Source organism: Cryobacterium sp. TMB1-7 (genome assembly GCF_004402435.1).
GTDB lineage: Bacteria > Actinomycetota > Actinomycetes > Actinomycetales > Microbacteriaceae > Cryobacterium > Cryobacterium zongtaii.
On the sequence record NZ_SOFZ01000022.1, the window covers coordinates 151,025 to 166,695 of the forward strand.

Here is a 15,671-nt window from a genome sequence, read left to right on the forward strand (position 1 = left end):
GTAGCGCCAGTTTTGCGGCCGGGACGACCAGCCACTACCGTGACAATTCCGAGCCGATAGGACACCCGTGCCCTCCACCCCCGTCATCCACCGTCTGCGCAGCAAGCCCGACCACCTGCACCTCGGCCTGATGCTGGCCCTCACGTTCTCCACCGGGGTGGCGGATGCGGTGGGTTACCTCGGCCTGGACAAGGTGTTCACCGGCAACATGACCGGCAACGTCGTCATCCTGGGCATGGCCATCGCCGGCGCCGACGACCTGCCCGTGGTGGGCCCGCTGATCGCGCTGTTCACCTTCATGGTCGGTGCCGCGATCGGCGGCCGGGTGCTGCGCCACGTCAAGGTCGGCTGGACCACCGAGTCGACGGTGCTGTTCGGCGCGGTCGGCGTGGTGATGGCCGCGCTGTCGATCGTCCTGTTCGTGGTGGACGGCACTCCCCCGGCCCCGTTCGACCTGATCGTGACCGGGCTGCTGGCGGCCGCGATGGGTCTGCAGGCAGCGGTGGCCCGGCACATCGCCGTGAAGGATGTCACCACGGTCGTCGTCACCTCCACCATTACCGGCTTCGCCGCCGATTCCCGTTTCGGCGGCGCCAAGAACCAGCCCTGGTTCCGCCGCTTCGCCGCGATCGTGCTGATCCTGGCCGGAGCCGGCGTCGGCGCCCTGCTGCTCATGGTGCACATCGGCTGGGGCATCGCCCTCACAGCCGTGATCACCCTCGTGGTGACCGCCATCGGCCATGCCGCGGGCCGCCCGCACCACGCCCCCGTGCCCCAGGCCTGATCCCCTGGCCCGCGGTCAGCACTGGGCTGAACGGAATCGCGGCTGTCAGGCTCAGGCGTCGCAGGTGCTGAGGACGGCCGTCATCGCCGCGCGGTCCTCCGGGGTGAGCCCGAGGTCGTAGGCGACGAAGACCGGCACCAGTTTGTCGATGTACCAGCACTGCAGGCCGGTGTCCTCCGGCAGGTCGTCCCAGACCACGCGCTGGCCCAGGTCGTGCCGGTCGGACACGTCGGGGTAGAAACCGGGCAGCCATTCACTCGGCAGCGAATCGGACTTGGAGGAGTTCTCGGTGCCCTTCACCGCCAGCAGGTTGACCGGGTCGTTAGCCAGCGCCTCCCGCTTCTCGGCCGGCCAGGCCTCTCCGCCGGTGGCGTACACGGCCTTCAGCGGCAGCAGGTGGTCGATCTGCACGTCGGCCGAGGTGTCCTGCCCACGCACAAAATCGATGGTCTCGCCCGTGTACGGGTCGGTGAGAATGCCCGTGTACACCCGGCAGGTGGCCGGATCGATGTCGGTGCCGGTGAGGTCCCTGGTGAGGATGTCGTTGCGGGTGTCGCAGCCGTTCTGGTCGAAATCGAAGGCCCAGGCATCGCCGAACAGCTCTTCCCGGTTGCCGGCATAGCTGCCGTTGTCGGTGTAGACAGCGTCTGGCAGCGCGGCGACCAACACGAGCGCCTCTGCGCTGGTGAGCCCGGAGGGCGGTACCGGCATCGGCGCGGTCGACGAGGCGCCGGGTGGGACCGTCGCCTGGGTCGTGGGCCGGTCGGCCAGGTCGGTGGAGAAGTAGCTGACGCCCGCGACGATACCGCCGATCACGAGCAGGATCAGCAGGAGGCGTGGGCTCTGGCCCCGGGTGCCCCGTCGACGGGGGAAGAGGGACGGATTGGGTCGGCGGCGGCTCATGCGGGTGTCTCAGGGTGCTGGTGTCTCACGATCTCCCCATCTTGCCATGCGCCGCTTCTCCCCCGGTGGTGGCAGGATCGGCGCGGGCGTGTGAGGCTTAACGGGTGCCCCAGATCGATGAATCCACCCGAGTCCGAGAGGCGATCTCCCTCGACCGCCCCTGGGTGACCGTGGTGTGGGACGACCCGGTGAACCTGATGTCCTATGTGGCCTACGTGTTCCGCAGCTACTTCGGCGTGACCGCGGCAGAGGCCGAGCGCCTCATGCTGCAGGTGCACAACAACGGCCGCGCGATTGTGGCCACTGGCGACCGCGAGTCGATGGAACGGCACGTCGAGGCGATGCACGGCTACGGGCTCTGGGCCACCCTGGACCGTGCCGAAGAATGAGCGCCGAAGCGTGATGGAATTCCGCCGTGAAGACTCCGGCACGGTCTCGGCCATGTTCGAACCCATCGAGGTCGACCTGCTGCGCAACGTGACGTCCCAGCTGCTGCAGATGCTCGGCTCCGTCGACGCCGACGACGCGGCCATGCTCGCCCAACCGGCGATCCGGCGACTACTGCCCGACGCCTACCCGAACGACCCGGAGGCCGCCGAGGAGTTCCGCCGCTTCACGGCCGACGGACTGCTCGAGGGCAAGCTCGCCAACGCCACCACGGTACTCGCCGCCCTCGGCGACGACGAGCCGACGGATGCCTCAGCGGACGCCTCCCTGGACGCCCCGGCGCACGACCCGCTGCCGGTGCCGATCGTGCTCACCGAGCAGCAGGTGCAGTCCTGGCTCCGCACCCTCACGGACCTGCGCCTGGTCCTGGCGGACCGCCTGCAGATCGACCCGCACGGCACTCCGCAGCTCGACGACGAACAGGCGCACGTGGTCAACGACGTCTATAACTGGCTGGGCATGATGCAGGAGTCGCTGGTCTACGCGATCGACGCGTAGCCCCGCCGTGCCGCGGTTCAGGCCGCCGGTCGGGCGTCGCTGGACTCCCCCTGCAGTGCCGCGTAGGCCCGCTGCGGCCCCGCGCCGTCGGCGAGCGACGCGCTGAGCGCCCGCAGCCGTTGCCGCGGTTCATCGCTCAACCCGAGCAGCGTCGCGGCGGCCTGCTGCAGCGCATCCGCACCCGCCGTGTTGGGGTCAAGGGAGATGCCGAAGCCGGCTTCGTCGAGTGCTGCGGCGCCGGCGAACTGGTCCGTCGAGAACGGCAGCACCAGCAGAGGCACCCCGGCCGTCATGGCCTCGGTGACCGAGTTGTTGCCGCCATGGGTGACGGCCAGGGCCGCGTGGCCGAGTACCGTCACCTGGGGCAGGAACGATCGCACCAGCCAGGACTCCGGGATGGGCCCGAGCTCGGCGGCGTCGGTGGACCCGACCGCGATCGCCACCCGCACGTCGAGGCCGCGCAGGGCCTCGGCCACCCGGGCGAGTACATCGCCGCGCACCGACAGGAAGCTGCCGAAGCTCACGTAGACGAGGGGACGCTCGTCGGCGTCGGCCAGCCAGCGGGTCACCTGGGGGTCGTCGGCCTCGCTCCGCACCGCCGAACCGAGGAAGGCGTGCTCGGGCAGTAGCGCCGTGCGCGCCACCGGGTGCAGCTCGGCCGGATAGTTGAGCAGCAGCACGTCGCCGGTCTCGGTGAAGGCATCGCCGCTGGGCGGCGCGGTCGGATCCAGCTGCAGCAGCGCATCGTTCCACGCCAGGGTGAAGTCGTCCCGCACCCGCTCGCAGAGCAGTCGCAGCTGCACCAGTTCCTGGGGGTCAGGGGTGAACGCGGCGGGCCAGGCGCCCGGGTACCCGTAGACCTCGTCGCCAACGGGCAGTGCCGACGGATGCCCGAGAACCACGTCCGCGTGCCGCACCCCGGCGCTGATCAGGGCCAGACGGGCGCTGAAGGCGAGGTGGTCGACGATCACCTGGTCCGGCCGGATCTCGGCGACGATGCGCTGCACCTCGCGGGCCACGACCACGGGGTTCCAGAGCAGGTCGGTGCTGCGCGCCTCGGCCTGGAACCTCAGCGTTTCGACGAGGCCGACCCTGGTGGCGTCGAAAAAGCCGCGCAGGGCGTCGTCCTCGCCGGTGGGCTGGTCTTCGGCGCGGATGGTGCCGGGGTTGGACCCGCGGCCGAGCTGCAGGTTCACCCGTTCGAAGCCGAAGTCGGCGACGATGCCGGCCGTGGCCGGTCCGCTGGCCACGACGACCCGTTCGCCGGCGGCCTGCCAGGCGCTGCCGAGGGTCGCGAGCGGGAACAGGTGGGAGGCGTAGTCCGGGCTGATGATCAGGAGGGTCATGAGACGCTCAACGCCCAGTTGAGTGCTTCCTGGGCCTCGGCGACGGAGGTGTAGACGCCCCCGAGGGTTCCGGCCATGGCCTGGATGGCGAAGGTCGACGAGACCATGTCGGCGGCCCGCTGGGCGAACTCGTCGCCGAACGGGCTGGAGGCCAGGTCGAGAGCCGCAGTGATCCCGCCGGCGAGGCTGCGGGCATCCGCCGTGTTCACCAGGAACCCCGTGGTGCCGTCCTCGACGTAGGTCGCCGGCCCGCCGGCGTCGGGGGCCACCACCGTGAGCCCGGTCGCCATGGCCTCGAGCAGGGCGATGCCGAATTCTTCCTTCATGCTTGCGCAGACGTACACGCCGCGCGGAGCGGCCAGACCAGGCCGCCCATGCCGGGCGGCGGCCAGCCAGCGGGCGACCGCGTCGTTGGCACGGTGGCCGGCCAGCAGCAGGCCGTGTTCGGCGGCGGCGTCCAGCGGCACCGCGGTGCCGATCAGGTCGAGCTGACGGCGTTCGTCGACCGACGGGGTGAGCAGGTCTCCCCCGACGATCAGCAGGTTGCACCGTTCCCGCAGGGCGGCGTCATCGGCCCAGGCGTGCACGAGCGTGGCCATGCCCTTCACCCTGTGCAACCGGCCCACCGTGACCGCCAGCGGCAGGTGGCGTCGGGACGCCGGCAGGGTCTCCAGCAGGGCGTCGAGGTCGGTGAAGTCGGCGGGGTCGGCCTGCAGGGCGGCCTGCGCGGAGCGTTCGATCACGGTCAGGTCGATGCCCTCCGCGACGACCGAGTGCCGCTCGGGGTGCGCGGTGATGTCGATACCGACGAGGTCGCGCATGTCCCGCTCCAGCTCAGGGCGGGGGAAGAGCACGGTGTGCGCGGCATCGGCCGCGATCCGCTGAACGAGTCGGGCTCGGAACCAGAAGTGCTCGACCTCGTCGACGGTACCGAAGTTGGCCCGGGTGAGGGCGCCGGAGGCGTCCATGGCGTTGATGACGCTGTGCGGGTCTGGGGCGACGGTGAAGACGATGGGGATCTCGAGCTCGCGGGCGACGGTCGATGCCGCGAGGGTGCCGACGTCGGCCATCCGCAGGTGCATGACGTCGACGGTGCCTGCGGCTCGCAGAATCCGGCGGATGCCGCGCTGCACGGCCACCCGGCGGGGCCACGCGTCGGCGGAGGAGATCGGGGCGCCCAGGAACGGCACCGTGGCGAAGGCGTGCCCGGAGAGGGTGGAACTGACCTCCGGCAGGCAGGCCAGGGCGGCGGCGGGTCCGCCACGTGACAGGGTGAGCACCCTGTCGACGGCCGGTGAGCCGTCGTCACCGGCCACGAGGGCGTCGCCGAGCCGCACCAGGAGGGTGGCGATGCCGCCGTTGTCGCCGGACCCCACCTGGCTGAGCTCACGGTCGATGTCAGCGTGCAGGAACAGCTGGGCCACGGTCTGGCCCCGGCTCCACGGCGCACGCGGGTAGGCGGGCACGGTTAGGTCGAGCAGGGCGAGCCTGGCCACGTCGGCCAGGTCGTCGTCGCCGCGGGCGAGGACCGTCACCAAGCTGATGGCGGCGTCGGTGGCCGGTCTATCGCCGAGGGCGGCCACGGCCGCCGCCCGGGGGTCGAGGCCTTCGCCGGCGTCCCCGGCGATGCGTCGCAGCATCCGCTCCGGGATCCGCCCGGAGATCAGGCCCAGGGTTTCGACGAGGCGGGCGCGGGCGGCCGGGTCGGCGATGCCGAGCATGGCGCCTTCGGTGGCCAGTGCCACGTGTTCGGGGACGGATGCCGCCCACTGCTCGAGGGTACGTTGGGCGATCATGCCGGAGAAGCCGCCGGCGACGACCATCTGCAACAGGCCTCCGATGGCATCGAAGCGCGGGAGCCTGGTGCCGAACGCCCAGGCGGCGTGTTCGCGCAGGTAGGCCGAGTCGTGCTCGAGCAGCGACACCAGGACGTCGTCGGCGGACTCGTCGAATACCTGGGCGAGCGAGTGCACGGCCGCTATGGCGGTGAGCTGGTCGGTAGGGTCGAGCGCGGCCTGGGTGAGCAGGCGAACGGCACGGTTACCGCCGTCCCGGCTGGCGGCGATGGTCAGGTCGTCTGCAGAGCGGATGCCGGCCAGGATGCTGTCGGCCTGGCGCATCTCGTCCAGCGTCGTGTGAGTCCCCACGGTGTCTCCCTCGCGGCGGATGCGTCCGCCTCTCGTGGCGGAGCGGACTCCGCGCTGGTACTTCGGTGCCGATCCCGTAAGAGTTTGCCCCGGAGCGACATTCTCCCATGTGGATCATTCGCTCCGTGGGCCGCGGGTATTTGGTCAGGGCATTCGCAGGTTTGTCGGCCGCTCTCGCTTCAGAACACGAGCCCGGCGGATGCCGTCAGCCCGCCGTCGACGGCGAGGGTGGTGCCCGTCACATAGGACGCTGCCGGGGAGATCAGAAAAGCTATCACCGACGCGATCTCCGATGGCTGGGCGAGCCTGAAGAGTGGGATGCGGCGGGAGAAATCCCGGCCGAAGGTCTGAGTGGCCGGGGTGTCATTCGGTTCATCCGCCCGCATCAGGCCGGAGGCCACATTGTTCACCCGGATTCCCCTGGCCGCATAGGTCAGGGCTGTGGAGCGCACGAGGTCGATCATGGCGACCTTCGAGGCGTGGTAGGCCCAGTTGCCCGGGTCGGCCAATAGTCCCGCTACGGACGCCGTCGCCACGATGCTCCGGTGCCCGTCGATCGAGAGTCCCTCGACAGCCGCCTGAATGCCCAGGGCGATGCTGTTCAGATTGCGGGCAAGGAGGCGCTCCCCCTCGGCCTCCGTTCCGGGCATGTGCAGAGTGCTGGACGCGCCGATATCGGCCAGCAACACGGCGGCGTCGAGCCGGCCGAAGGTGTCGATGGCTTGCGAGACCGCCAGCCTGGAGCCGTGCTCGGTGCTCATGTCGCCGACGAGCACCAAGTGCTGTTCGCCGGCGAGGTCGGTGGGTTTGGCGTCGATGCCGGCGACCGCATAGCCGTTCTCCAGGAGTTTGCGGACGACCGCCCGTCCCATCGCCGAGCCGGCTCCGGTGACCAGCGCAACCGGGCTCGGGGCCTTCACGACCTCCGCGGCCTGGTCCTCCATCGTCTGGGGCCTCATGTCGTGAGACCGCGTCGCGGGAGGCTCCGTTTCCCGGGATTCCGATTTCCGAGTTTCCGTTCGGAGCGACTCCGTTTTCCGCGGCTCTGTCTTCAAAGACTCCGTTGTCAACGACTCTGCTTTTGGAGACTCCGCCGGCCGAACCTCCACCGATTCTTGAGACTCCACTTTGAGTGTCATGAGTACCTTCTAACGCGGGCGTCTATGTCGATGCGCCCCAAGCAAATGCTACGCTCGGCCGGCTCGGAATAGGGAGGATTGCCGGTCATTTCAATCGAGCACTCAGACCGGGCACTCAGACCGGGCACTCAGTTCGGGCGCTCAGTTCGGGCGCTCAGTGGGTGAAGCCCGGGTGGTGTTTCTCCGCCGGCATCGCACCCTCCAGCCTGTCGAGGTATGCGGTCTCCTCGGTGATCGCGGTCAACAGGTTCCACTTGTCGGTGTGCCCGGCCTTGAGACTCCAGGCGAACACCGGGATGTCGGATCCATCGCTGATGAGGGTGAAGGCGCCGTTTTCCGCGATGGCGCTGGACAGGAACAGCGCGACATTCTGCGAGGTCTGCTGCACGAGCCGATAGCCCTCGAAGCCGAGCCTGAGGAATAGGAAGTACTGCAGAAGCACCTGGGCGCCGGGCCTGGAGAAGTTCAGGGCCAGCGTCGGCATGTCTCCGCCGAGATAACTCACGTTGAAGACCAGCTCCTCTGGCATCAGCTCGCGGCTGCGCCAGACCACCCAGCCCAGCCCCGGGTAGACCAGGCCGTATTTGTGCGCCGAGGTGCTGATCGAATGCACCCGCTCCAATGTGAAGTCCCAGATCAGCTCGGGCTGCAGGAACGGCGCGACCATGCCGCCCGACGCCGCGTCGACGTGGATCGGAACATCCAACCCGGTCGCGGCCTGGATGGCGTCGAGTGCGGCGGCAATCTCCTGTACCGGCTCGTAGATCCCCGTGTAGGTGACGCCCATGATGGCAACGACACCGATGGTGTTCTCGTCGACGTGGGCGGCCAGGTCGTGCCCGTCCAGGCACGGATGTTCGTCGGTCACCGGCACCAGACGCGCCTCGACCTCCCAGTAGTTGCAGAACTTCTCCCGGCAGACCTGCACGGCGCTGCTCATCACCAGATTGGGCTTGTCGGTGGGCAGCCCGGCCGCGCGACGGGACTGCTGCCAGCGACGCTTGAAGGCCAGTCCGCCGAGCATGCAGGCTTCGGACGACCCGATGGTCGATGTGCCGATGGTCGCCCGCGGTTCCGGCGCGTGCCAGAGGTCGGCGATGATGTGCCAGCAGTAGTCCTCGATGGCCGCGGTCTGCGGGTACTCGTCCTTGTCGATCATGTTCTTGTCGAAGGACTCGGCGTAGAGCCTGCGGGCGTAGTCGTCCATCCAGGTGCCCACGAAGGTCGCCAGGTTGAGCCGGGAATTACCGTCGAGCATGATCTCGTCGTGAATGATCTGGTAGGCCGTTTCCGGCCCCATCGGGCCGGCCGCCAACGTGTGGCGGGGGGCGCGGGAATCTTCACCGGGCCGGGCGAAGAGCGGATTGATCTGCGTGAATTCCGGATTCGTCGACATGGAACACCAGAGTGCGCCCGCGCCGGTCCGTGGGCTACCCCCGCGAACCACCCACCGACCGCGCGCTCCATCCGCTGGCGTCTGTCGGAGGCGTGACGTACACTTTCGAATATCGAACATTTGTTCGAAGTAACGCGGAAGGTGGGCCCATGACCCAGATTGTCGACGCCCCTCAGTTCGAAGACACAGCCGTGATCATAGACAAAGCAGTGCAGGTCGAGCTTTCCGCCGACGGCGACCCCCGGGCCTTCGTGTGGGACCGATTCGAACACACTGTCATCGGGCAACCCCAGGCCGTCTTCACGCGCACCCGATGGTGGGAGCACAGCGGTACGCCCACCCGCATCGACACCGAACTGTGGCGGCTGGATGCCGCCAAGGGCGGCGAGGACCAGCACCGGTACGACCTGCGCCACGACGCCGACGGCACCTGGGTGCTCGCGCTCGACTGGGGGTGACGCCGCGATGAGTTTTCCGCACCTGCACGTCGCCAGCGCCTACTCGACCCACTATGGCGTGACCCTGCCGGAGGCCCTCGCCGGGCAGGCGGCCGCCGACGGGGCGACCTTCCTGGCTGTCACCGATCGGAACGGACTGTACGGGGCCGTCAAGCACGTGCGTGCCTGTGTGGCTGCCGGCATTCGCCCGGGGCTCGGCGCCGATCTCGAGGTGCACGACGACGACACCCTCGCACCTCTCGGCCGGGTGGTGGTGCTGGCGAACGGCGGCAGTGCTGGTGAGGGCGGTGCCGGCCGCGGCTACGCGGCGCTCTGCCGGGCCGTCTCCAGCGCCCACGAGACCACGGTGCGCGTGCCCGGCCACCCGCCGAGCATCCCACGCAGCCGCCTCGCCGAGCTGGCCGGCCTGAACTCGTTGACGGTGCTGCTCGGCCCGGCCTCCGATGTCGGCCACGCGATTGAGCGCCGGGACAACCCGCTGGCCCGCGCGACCCTCGCCGAGTGGCAACGGATCATGCCGCCCCAGTCGCTCGCTCTCGAGGTCGTCTGCCATCTCACCGAACCGGGTATGCCGGGCAGCGTCGCCCCGGCCACGCGCATGCTCGCCCTCGCCGAGTACGCCCGGCTGCCCGCCGTACTCAGCAACGCGGTGCGCTATGGCACCGCCGAGGAGGCGGTGACCGCCGACCTCGCCGATGCGGCCAGGCACCTCATGCCGCTCGCGCAGCTCGCCCAGCCAGCACAGGCCCAGCCGCCGAACATTCAAACCGAGGCCCGTCCCCTGCAGGTCAACGGCCAAGCTTGGTTGAAGCCGGCGGCCGCCATGCGGCAGGTGGCCCGCATGGTGGTCGACGCCGGGCAGCACAGCGACGGAGCGCTGGCCCGGCTGCTGCGCGACACCCACGACCTCGCGGAACGCTGTGCGCTCGACCCTGTCGGTGACATCGGGCTCGGCCGGCCGCGGATGCCGGAGGCGAGCGTGATCGGGGTCACCCGCGACCCGCTCGCCGAGCTGTGGGCCCGCGCCCGTCACGGCATCGACGAGCGCTACGCCGACGCCGGGCGCCGCGGGCTCACGGCGGCCCACGACAGGCTCGCCCACGAGATGTCGACGGTTGAATCGCTCGGCTTCGCCAGCTACTTCCTCACCGTGGCCACCGTCGCCGACCTCGTGCGTGACATGGGCATCCGCATCCAGGCCCGCGGCTCCGGGGTCGGTTCGGTGCTCAACTACGCCCTGCACACCTCGTCGGTGGAACCGATCGGCAACGGCCTGCTCTGGGAACGCTTCCTCTCCCCCGAACGGCAGACGCTGCCGGACATCGACCTCGATGTGGAGTCGGCCAGGCGACACGACATCTATCGGAAGGTCTTCGAGACGTTCGGCGCCAGCCGGGTCTCGCTGATGTCGATGACCAACGCCTACCGGGGTCGGGGCGCCGTGCGGGACGCGGGCCTCGCCCTGGGCATGCCGGACGCCCAGGTCGCCACGATCGCCAAGCAGATGTGGCGGTTCAACGCCCGCGACTTTCGTGCGGCCCTGGCCGAGAAGCCGGAGCTGGAGGAGCTGGCCGCCGAGGTGCGGGAGTCCTCGCAGCTCGACCTGCTCGTGGACCTCACCGCCAGGCTCGACAGGTTGCCCAGGCACATCTCGGTGCACCCCTGCGGCGTCATCCTCTCCGATGCCTCGTTGCTGGATCGCACCCCGGTGCAGGCCTCGGGGATGGGCCTGCCGATGTCCCAATTCGACAAGCACGACATGGACCCGATGGGCCTGATCAAGCTCGATATCCTCGGTGTGCGCATGCAGTCGGCCATGGCGCACGCCGTGGAGGAACACCACCGGCTCACCGGCGAACACATCGACCTGGACCGGGTGCCGTTGGATGACCCGGCCACCTTCGAGCTCATCCGCTCCACCCGCACCTTAGGCATCTTCCAGATCGAGTCCCCCGGCCAGATGGAGCTGGTGGGCAAGCTGCAGCCGGAGGTGTTCAACGACCTCACCGTGGAGATCTCGCTGTTCCGCCCCGGGCCGATGAAGAACAACATGCCGCTGCGCTACCTCGAGGCTCGGCACGGTGAGGTCGCGCCCGACTACATCCATCCTCGATTCGAACCGATCCTGCGCGAGACCAATGGCGTCGTCATCTTCCACGAACAGGTGATGCGCCTCTTCGACGAGCTCACCGGCTGCGGGCTCGGTCACGCCGACGTGCTGCGCCGGCACTTGGGCCGGCCGGAGCAGCTGAGCGTGATCGAGGCGTACGTGCGCGAGAACGCCCTCGGCCGTGGCTTCGATGCCGGCACCATCGACAGGGTCTGGACCGTGCTGGCCGGGTTCGGCAGCTTCGGCTTCGCCAAGGCGCACGGGGCGGCGTTCGCCCTGCCCACCTACCAGTCCGCCTGGTTGAAGACCCACCACCCGGCGGCGTTCCTGGCCGGACTACTCACGCACGATCCGGGCATGTGGCCCAAAGACCTGCTCGTGGCCGAAGCCCGGGTGCTCGGCGTGCCGGTTCTGGGCCTCGACGTGCAGCACAGCGCCCTCGACTACAGGGTGGAGTCCGTCGGTGAGGGCCAGGGCATCCGGATGCCGCTGCCGGAGCTCTCCGGATCGAGCGACGCCGAGCGCGCCCGCATCGTGCGGCACCAGCCGTTCACGTCGCTGCAGGACTTTCGGGACCGGGTGCACCCGCGTCGGCGTACCTTCGAGGCCCTCGCCCGCGTCGGCGCGCTGGACAGCTTCATCGATCACGATCGCACCCGCCGGCACGAGCTGCTCGCGCACATCCAGTCGCTGCGGGGCACGGCCATCACCATCGCCGATGACCAGCTCGCCTTCGAGGTTCCGTTGCCGGTGCTCGACTACGAGGGTGCGCGCTTCGACACCGTCACCTCGCTGCAGCTGCGCGGGCGCACCCAGTCCGACCTCGAGCTGCTCGACACCGGTCTGGCCGTCGCCGGCCACCGGATGCGCAAGTACTACCCGCTGTTCGCCGAACTCGGCGTCACCCCGGCCGCCCAGCTGGCCACCCTGCCCGGCGGCACCGATGTGCTCCTGGCCGGCGTGCGCCGGGCCACGAACACCCCGCCGATGCGTGACGGGCGCCGGGTGGTGTTCGTCAGCCTCGACGACGGCACCGGTCCGGTGGCCAACGTGGTGTTCTTCCACGACGCCCAGGAACGCATCGGCGGCGGCGTCTTCCAGACCGAACTGATGCTGGTGCGTGGCCGCACCCGGCGCTCGGGTGCCCGCGGGGTCTCGGTGACGGGTGAGGGCATGTGGGACCTCGTCACGGTGGCCAGGGACCGGGCCAGGGCACAGGCCAAGGCTCTCAAGGCGGCCAGGGCGGCGGCGCTGGACGCCGAACCGTCCGTCGCCGAGGCAACGGCGGCCGCGGTGGCCCGGCAGCCGATGCGGCGGGCGGCCGGCTCCGGTACGACTGAATTCGACCTGTGGTCGACGCAGAGCGCGTGATCTCTAGTCGGTCCCCTCTGGAACGTCAGGTGCCGGATCGTTCTGCTCGGTGTCGTCGCCCCCGAGATCCTGGTCTGCATCGACGTCTTCGTCGACGTCCACACCCACGTCTTCCTCCTCCGCGACCGCCGGTGGAGTGACGAACACCCCGGGGAACGGATCTCCACCGTACTTCGCGTTCGCCACCGACATCACGGCCGGCCACATCCGGTGCCGCGCGGTGGCGGCGGGCCCGCTCTCGAAGTTGATTGCGCGCTGATTGGCGTTCCCCGTGACGGTCACGACGCCGACGACGGTCGCCACCTTGCTGCTCGCTCCGCTCATCCAGGTGTCCTTGGCGTTGTCGGTGGTTCCGGTTTTGCCGAACATCGGCACCCACGGCACCGTGCCGGTGTTCGACTGCACGGCGGTTCCCCTCGACATCACCTGACTGAGAGCGGCCACCATCTGACGTTGGGTTTCCGGCAGCACTGAGTCCTCGCACCGCGAGACGGGGATGGGCACCTCGGTGCCGTCGGCGCCGATCATCCGGTCGATCACGATCGAGCTGCAGGTTGTCCCGTTGTTGGCGATGCCGGCGAAGGCGACGGCCATGCTCAACGGGGCGATCTCGTTCGTGCCGATCACGGATGCCGCGCTCTGGCTCAGCGGTTCGCCGTCGGCGCGGTGCACTCCGAAGGCCTCGGCCATCTTCCGGATCCCGCAGAGGTCGAGCCGCTTGGCCATGGCGATGAACCCCGTGTTGATCGACCCGATGGTGGCCTCCAGCGCGCTGTAGTTGCGACCGGATTCGTTGGCGTCGTTCTTGGGGCTCCAGCCCTCCGAATCGTAGTTCTGTGGGCCGAAACAACTGTCGTTGAAGGTTCCCCATTGTGATCTGGGCGCGGAGTCGACGCGCTCGTCCAGGGAATGGCCGGTGTTCAGCCAGTCCGCGAGGGTGAAGACCTTGTAGGTGGAGCCGGGCTGGAACCCGCGGGATCCCCCGGCGACGAAGTCGGTGTTGTAGTTCACGCTGCTCCAGTTGCTCCCGGTGGCCTGCACCTCGGGGTCCTGGCTGTAGTCCTTGTTCTGCGTCATGGCGAGCACTCGGCCGGTGCCGACCTCGACGCTCGAGATGACACCGCCCACGTCCCAGCCCGCGCGGGTCTTCGGCACGTTCTCGTTCATCGTCGCGACTGCGGCGTTCTGAAGGTCGAGGTCGAGGGTGGTGTACACGTCGAAGCCGCCCCGGCGGATGTTCTTGATCCGCGCATCCTCGTCGTCGCCGAAGACCGGGTCGTTCGCCAGGACATGGATCACGTAGTCGCAGAAGTACGCGTTTGCCCCGGCGGTCTGGCATCCGGTGCTGGGCTCATGGATGGTCGGTTCGATGGGGGCCGCCATGGCCTCATCGAACTCGACCTGGGTGATCTTGCCGTATCTGAGCATCTCCCCGAGGATGTAGTCGCGGCGCTGCCGGTTGTCCAGGTAGCCATTGGCCACGCCATTGGTCTCGCTCGCCGGCCGGTCGAGCCTGAACTTGCCGGGATTGTTGACGATGGCCACGAGGCTGGCCGCCTGCGCCACCGTGAGATCGGCCGCCGTGCTCCCGTAGTAATAGGCGGCCGCGGCCTCGATGCCGTACACGCGGCCGCCGAAGCCGGCGATATTGAGGTACTGGCGCAGGATGTCGTTTTTTGCGTATTTCTTTTCCACGCCGATCGCCAGTCGCATCTCCTTGAGCTTGCGCGATGCCGTCGTCACCGTGGCCGCCGCGTAGCAGTCCGAGATCTCCTCCTCGGTGGGGAGCATCTCGCACTTCTGCACGAGCACGTTCTTGACGTACTGCTGGGTGATCGACGATCCGCCCTGCACGCTTCCCCGGAACGCCGTCGTCAACGCGCCGCGCATGGTTCCCTGCAGGTCGACGCCGCCGTGGTCGTAGAAGCGCGGGTCTTCCCCGGCGATCGCGGCGTCCTTCACGTTCTGGCCGATGTCGTCCCAGCCGACCTCGACCCGGTTTTGGTCGTACAGGGTCGCGAGCAGGATCGACGTTCCGTCCGGGCCGGTGGCATAGACGTTGCTGCGTTGGGCGAGCGGCTCGATCTCGAGGTAGTTCGGCAGGGTCTCGAAGACGTTGATCGTGCTGGTCGCCGCCACGCCGGTGAGCGCAACGACCGGTGTCAGGCTCACAGTGACCAACAGCCCGGCAATGGCGCTCGTCGCGGCCAGACCGATCAGGCCGCCGACCACACCGCCGAAGGATCGCGGTGGGGTGACTCCGGTTCCGTTCATCCCGTTTGTGCCGTTGCTCACCATTCTGTGCTCACCATGGTTCCGCCGTCCGCCCCTCCACACACCAGGCACGCCCAATCGCGCCAGTAGTCATCCACTCAATGCCGCTCGGGAACGCTTCGCTAGGGGCTTGCCGAACCCCTCGAACAGGGGCAGTGCGCCGCTGGACGGACGGCGCGGGTTTCGGGCGGCGTTAGAGTTGCGTGTCACGTTCTCTGGAGGAAAGATGGCCGGACCGGCAATGCCCAATGTGCCCAGCAGGCGCAACGTCAAGGTGCTCACGGATGCGATCATCGCCCTCGAATCCGGAACCGGCGTGTCCGCCATGTTCCTGACCAAGCGCTACGGCGCCTTCACGATCGACGGCACCGCATTCATCTCCGCGTCGGTCAAGACACTCACCGTCGGCGGCCGCTCCATCGAGCAGAATCTCAAGCCGCACAAGTCCCTGCAGGCACTGCGCACCCTTGAGCCGAGCGACGGTGAGACGGCGGATGAGGCGCCGGGCATCGAACAGGACCTCACAGCACCCGCCGTGGCACACGGCGACCTGATCTCGGTGCTCTTCGTCGACCCGGCCTACGGGCCGTTCACCGTCACCGGGGTGGCTGTCGCGTCGACGGTGAGCGATGTGGTGCTCGTCGGCGGTTGGTTTGTGAGCCGGGCCGGCACCACGGCTCCCCGCGTGGTGAGTGTTGAGGTGTTGGCCGCCAGCGGCACCCACGAGTACCCGTTGCCGCCGCGCATCGTGAGTTGGGGCGAAGACACCGAGGGCGCGACCGAGTACTGAGCTCCAGA

The 15,671-nt window shown here is 68.9% G+C and carries 12 protein-coding genes; 6 read left to right on the forward strand and 6 right to left on the reverse strand.

Annotated features, from left to right (window positions below; all coding sequences use genetic code 11):
- Positions 1-67 precede the first annotated feature (67 nt).
- Positions 68-784, forward strand: coding sequence for a YoaK family protein (locus E3O60_RS09630; RefSeq protein ID WP_370448642.1), 717 nt, complete (start codon positions 68-70; stop codon positions 782-784).
- Positions 785-835: 51 nt separating this feature from the next.
- On the opposite strand, the gene E3O60_RS09635 is transcribed toward E3O60_RS09630, so the two are convergent.
- A complete protein-coding gene (locus E3O60_RS09635; RefSeq protein WP_134497905.1) occupies positions 836-1,687 on the reverse strand; it encodes an HNH endonuclease family protein in 852 nt (283 codons plus the stop codon).
- A gap of 104 nt (positions 1,688-1,791) precedes the next feature.
- Between E3O60_RS09635 and clpS the strand changes: the two genes are divergently transcribed.
- Positions 1,792-2,076 (forward strand): ATP-dependent Clp protease adapter ClpS, encoded by a 285-nt coding sequence (clpS, locus tag E3O60_RS09640; RefSeq protein ID WP_088455946.1) that lies wholly within the window; start codon positions 1,792-1,794, stop codon positions 2,074-2,076.
- Positions 2,077-2,089: 13 nt separating this feature from the next.
- The gene (locus E3O60_RS09645) at positions 2,090-2,632 is read left to right on the forward strand and encodes a DUF2017 domain-containing protein (protein ID WP_088455945.1); all 543 of its coding nucleotides are present in this window, start codon (positions 2,090-2,092) and stop codon (positions 2,630-2,632) included.
- Between the two features lie 17 nt (positions 2,633-2,649).
- On the opposite strand, the gene E3O60_RS09650 is transcribed toward E3O60_RS09645, so the two are convergent.
- The 4 genes from E3O60_RS09650 to E3O60_RS09665 all read right to left on the reverse strand — a co-directional run bounded on the left by E3O60_RS09650 (position 2,650) and on the right by E3O60_RS09665 (position 8,660).
- Positions 2,650-3,978 carry a glycosyltransferase gene (locus E3O60_RS09650; protein ID WP_134497907.1) on the reverse strand — a complete coding sequence of 443 codons (1,329 nt, stop codon included), beginning with the start codon at positions 3,976-3,978 and terminating at the stop codon, positions 2,650-2,652.
- Positions 3,975-6,125 carry a glycosyltransferase gene (locus E3O60_RS09655; protein WP_134497909.1) on the reverse strand — a complete coding sequence of 717 codons (2,151 nt, stop codon included), beginning with the start codon at positions 6,123-6,125 and terminating at the stop codon, positions 3,975-3,977. Before E3O60_RS09655 ends, E3O60_RS09650 begins: the two co-directional genes overlap by 4 nt.
- Before the next feature lie 179 nt (positions 6,126-6,304).
- Positions 6,305-7,084, reverse strand: coding sequence for an SDR family NAD(P)-dependent oxidoreductase (locus tag E3O60_RS09660; RefSeq protein ID WP_166788980.1), 780 nt, complete (start codon positions 7,082-7,084; stop codon positions 6,305-6,307).
- A 334-nt stretch (positions 7,085-7,418) separates the two neighbouring features.
- Complete coding sequence (locus E3O60_RS09665; RefSeq protein WP_134497913.1) at positions 7,419-8,660, reverse strand: glutamate decarboxylase; 1,242 nt, start codon at positions 8,658-8,660, stop codon at positions 7,419-7,421.
- A 149-nt stretch (positions 8,661-8,809) separates the two neighbouring features.
- On the opposite strand from E3O60_RS09665, the gene E3O60_RS09670 reads away from it, so the two are divergent.
- Together E3O60_RS09670 and E3O60_RS09675 are read left to right on the forward strand one after the other, a co-directional pair.
- Complete coding sequence (locus E3O60_RS09670) at positions 8,810-9,118, forward strand: hypothetical protein (RefSeq protein WP_088455940.1); 309 nt, start codon at positions 8,810-8,812, stop codon at positions 9,116-9,118.
- Positions 9,119-9,125: 7 nt separating this feature from the next.
- Positions 9,126-12,599, forward strand: coding sequence for a DNA polymerase III subunit alpha (locus tag E3O60_RS09675; RefSeq protein ID WP_166788981.1), 3,474 nt, complete (start codon positions 9,126-9,128; stop codon positions 12,597-12,599).
- A 3-nt stretch (positions 12,600-12,602) separates the two neighbouring features.
- On the opposite strand, the gene E3O60_RS09680 is transcribed toward E3O60_RS09675, so the two are convergent.
- Complete coding sequence (locus E3O60_RS09680) at positions 12,603-14,873, reverse strand: transglycosylase domain-containing protein (RefSeq protein WP_166788881.1); 2,271 nt, start codon at positions 14,871-14,873, stop codon at positions 12,603-12,605.
- Between the two features lie 226 nt (positions 14,874-15,099).
- On the opposite strand from E3O60_RS09680, the gene E3O60_RS09685 reads away from it, so the two are divergent.
- Entirely contained in the window at positions 15,100-15,663 is a 564-nt protein-coding gene (locus E3O60_RS09685; protein ID WP_088455937.1) for a hypothetical protein, read from the forward strand.
- Positions 15,664-15,671 lie beyond the last annotated feature (8 nt).

Coding starts and splice junctions, on each gene's coding strand:
- E3O60_RS09635 (WP_134497905.1), bottom strand. CDS start 1,687: ATGAGCCGCCGCCGACCCAATCCGTCCCTCTTCCCCCGTCGACGGGGC.
- E3O60_RS09645 (WP_088455945.1), top strand. CDS start 2,090: ATGGAATTCCGCCGTGAAGACTCCGGCACGGTCTCGGCCATGTTCGAA.
- E3O60_RS09650 (WP_134497907.1), bottom strand. CDS start 3,978: ATGACCCTCCTGATCATCAGCCCGGACTACGCCTCCCACCTGTTCCCG.
- E3O60_RS09660 (WP_166788980.1), bottom strand. CDS start 7,084: ATGAGGCCCCAGACGATGGAGGACCAGGCCGCGGAGGTCGTGAAGGCC.
- E3O60_RS09665 (WP_134497913.1), bottom strand. CDS start 8,660: ATGTCGACGAATCCGGAATTCACGCAGATCAATCCGCTCTTCGCCCGG.
- E3O60_RS09670 (WP_088455940.1), top strand. CDS start 8,810: ATGACCCAGATTGTCGACGCCCCTCAGTTCGAAGACACAGCCGTGATC.
- E3O60_RS09675 (WP_166788981.1), top strand. CDS start 9,126: ATGAGTTTTCCGCACCTGCACGTCGCCAGCGCCTACTCGACCCACTAT.
- E3O60_RS09680 (WP_166788881.1), bottom strand. CDS start 14,873: ATGAACGGAACCGGAGTCACCCCACCGCGATCCTTCGGCGGTGTGGTC.
- E3O60_RS09685 (WP_088455937.1), top strand. CDS start 15,100: ATGGCCGGACCGGCAATGCCCAATGTGCCCAGCAGGCGCAACGTCAAG.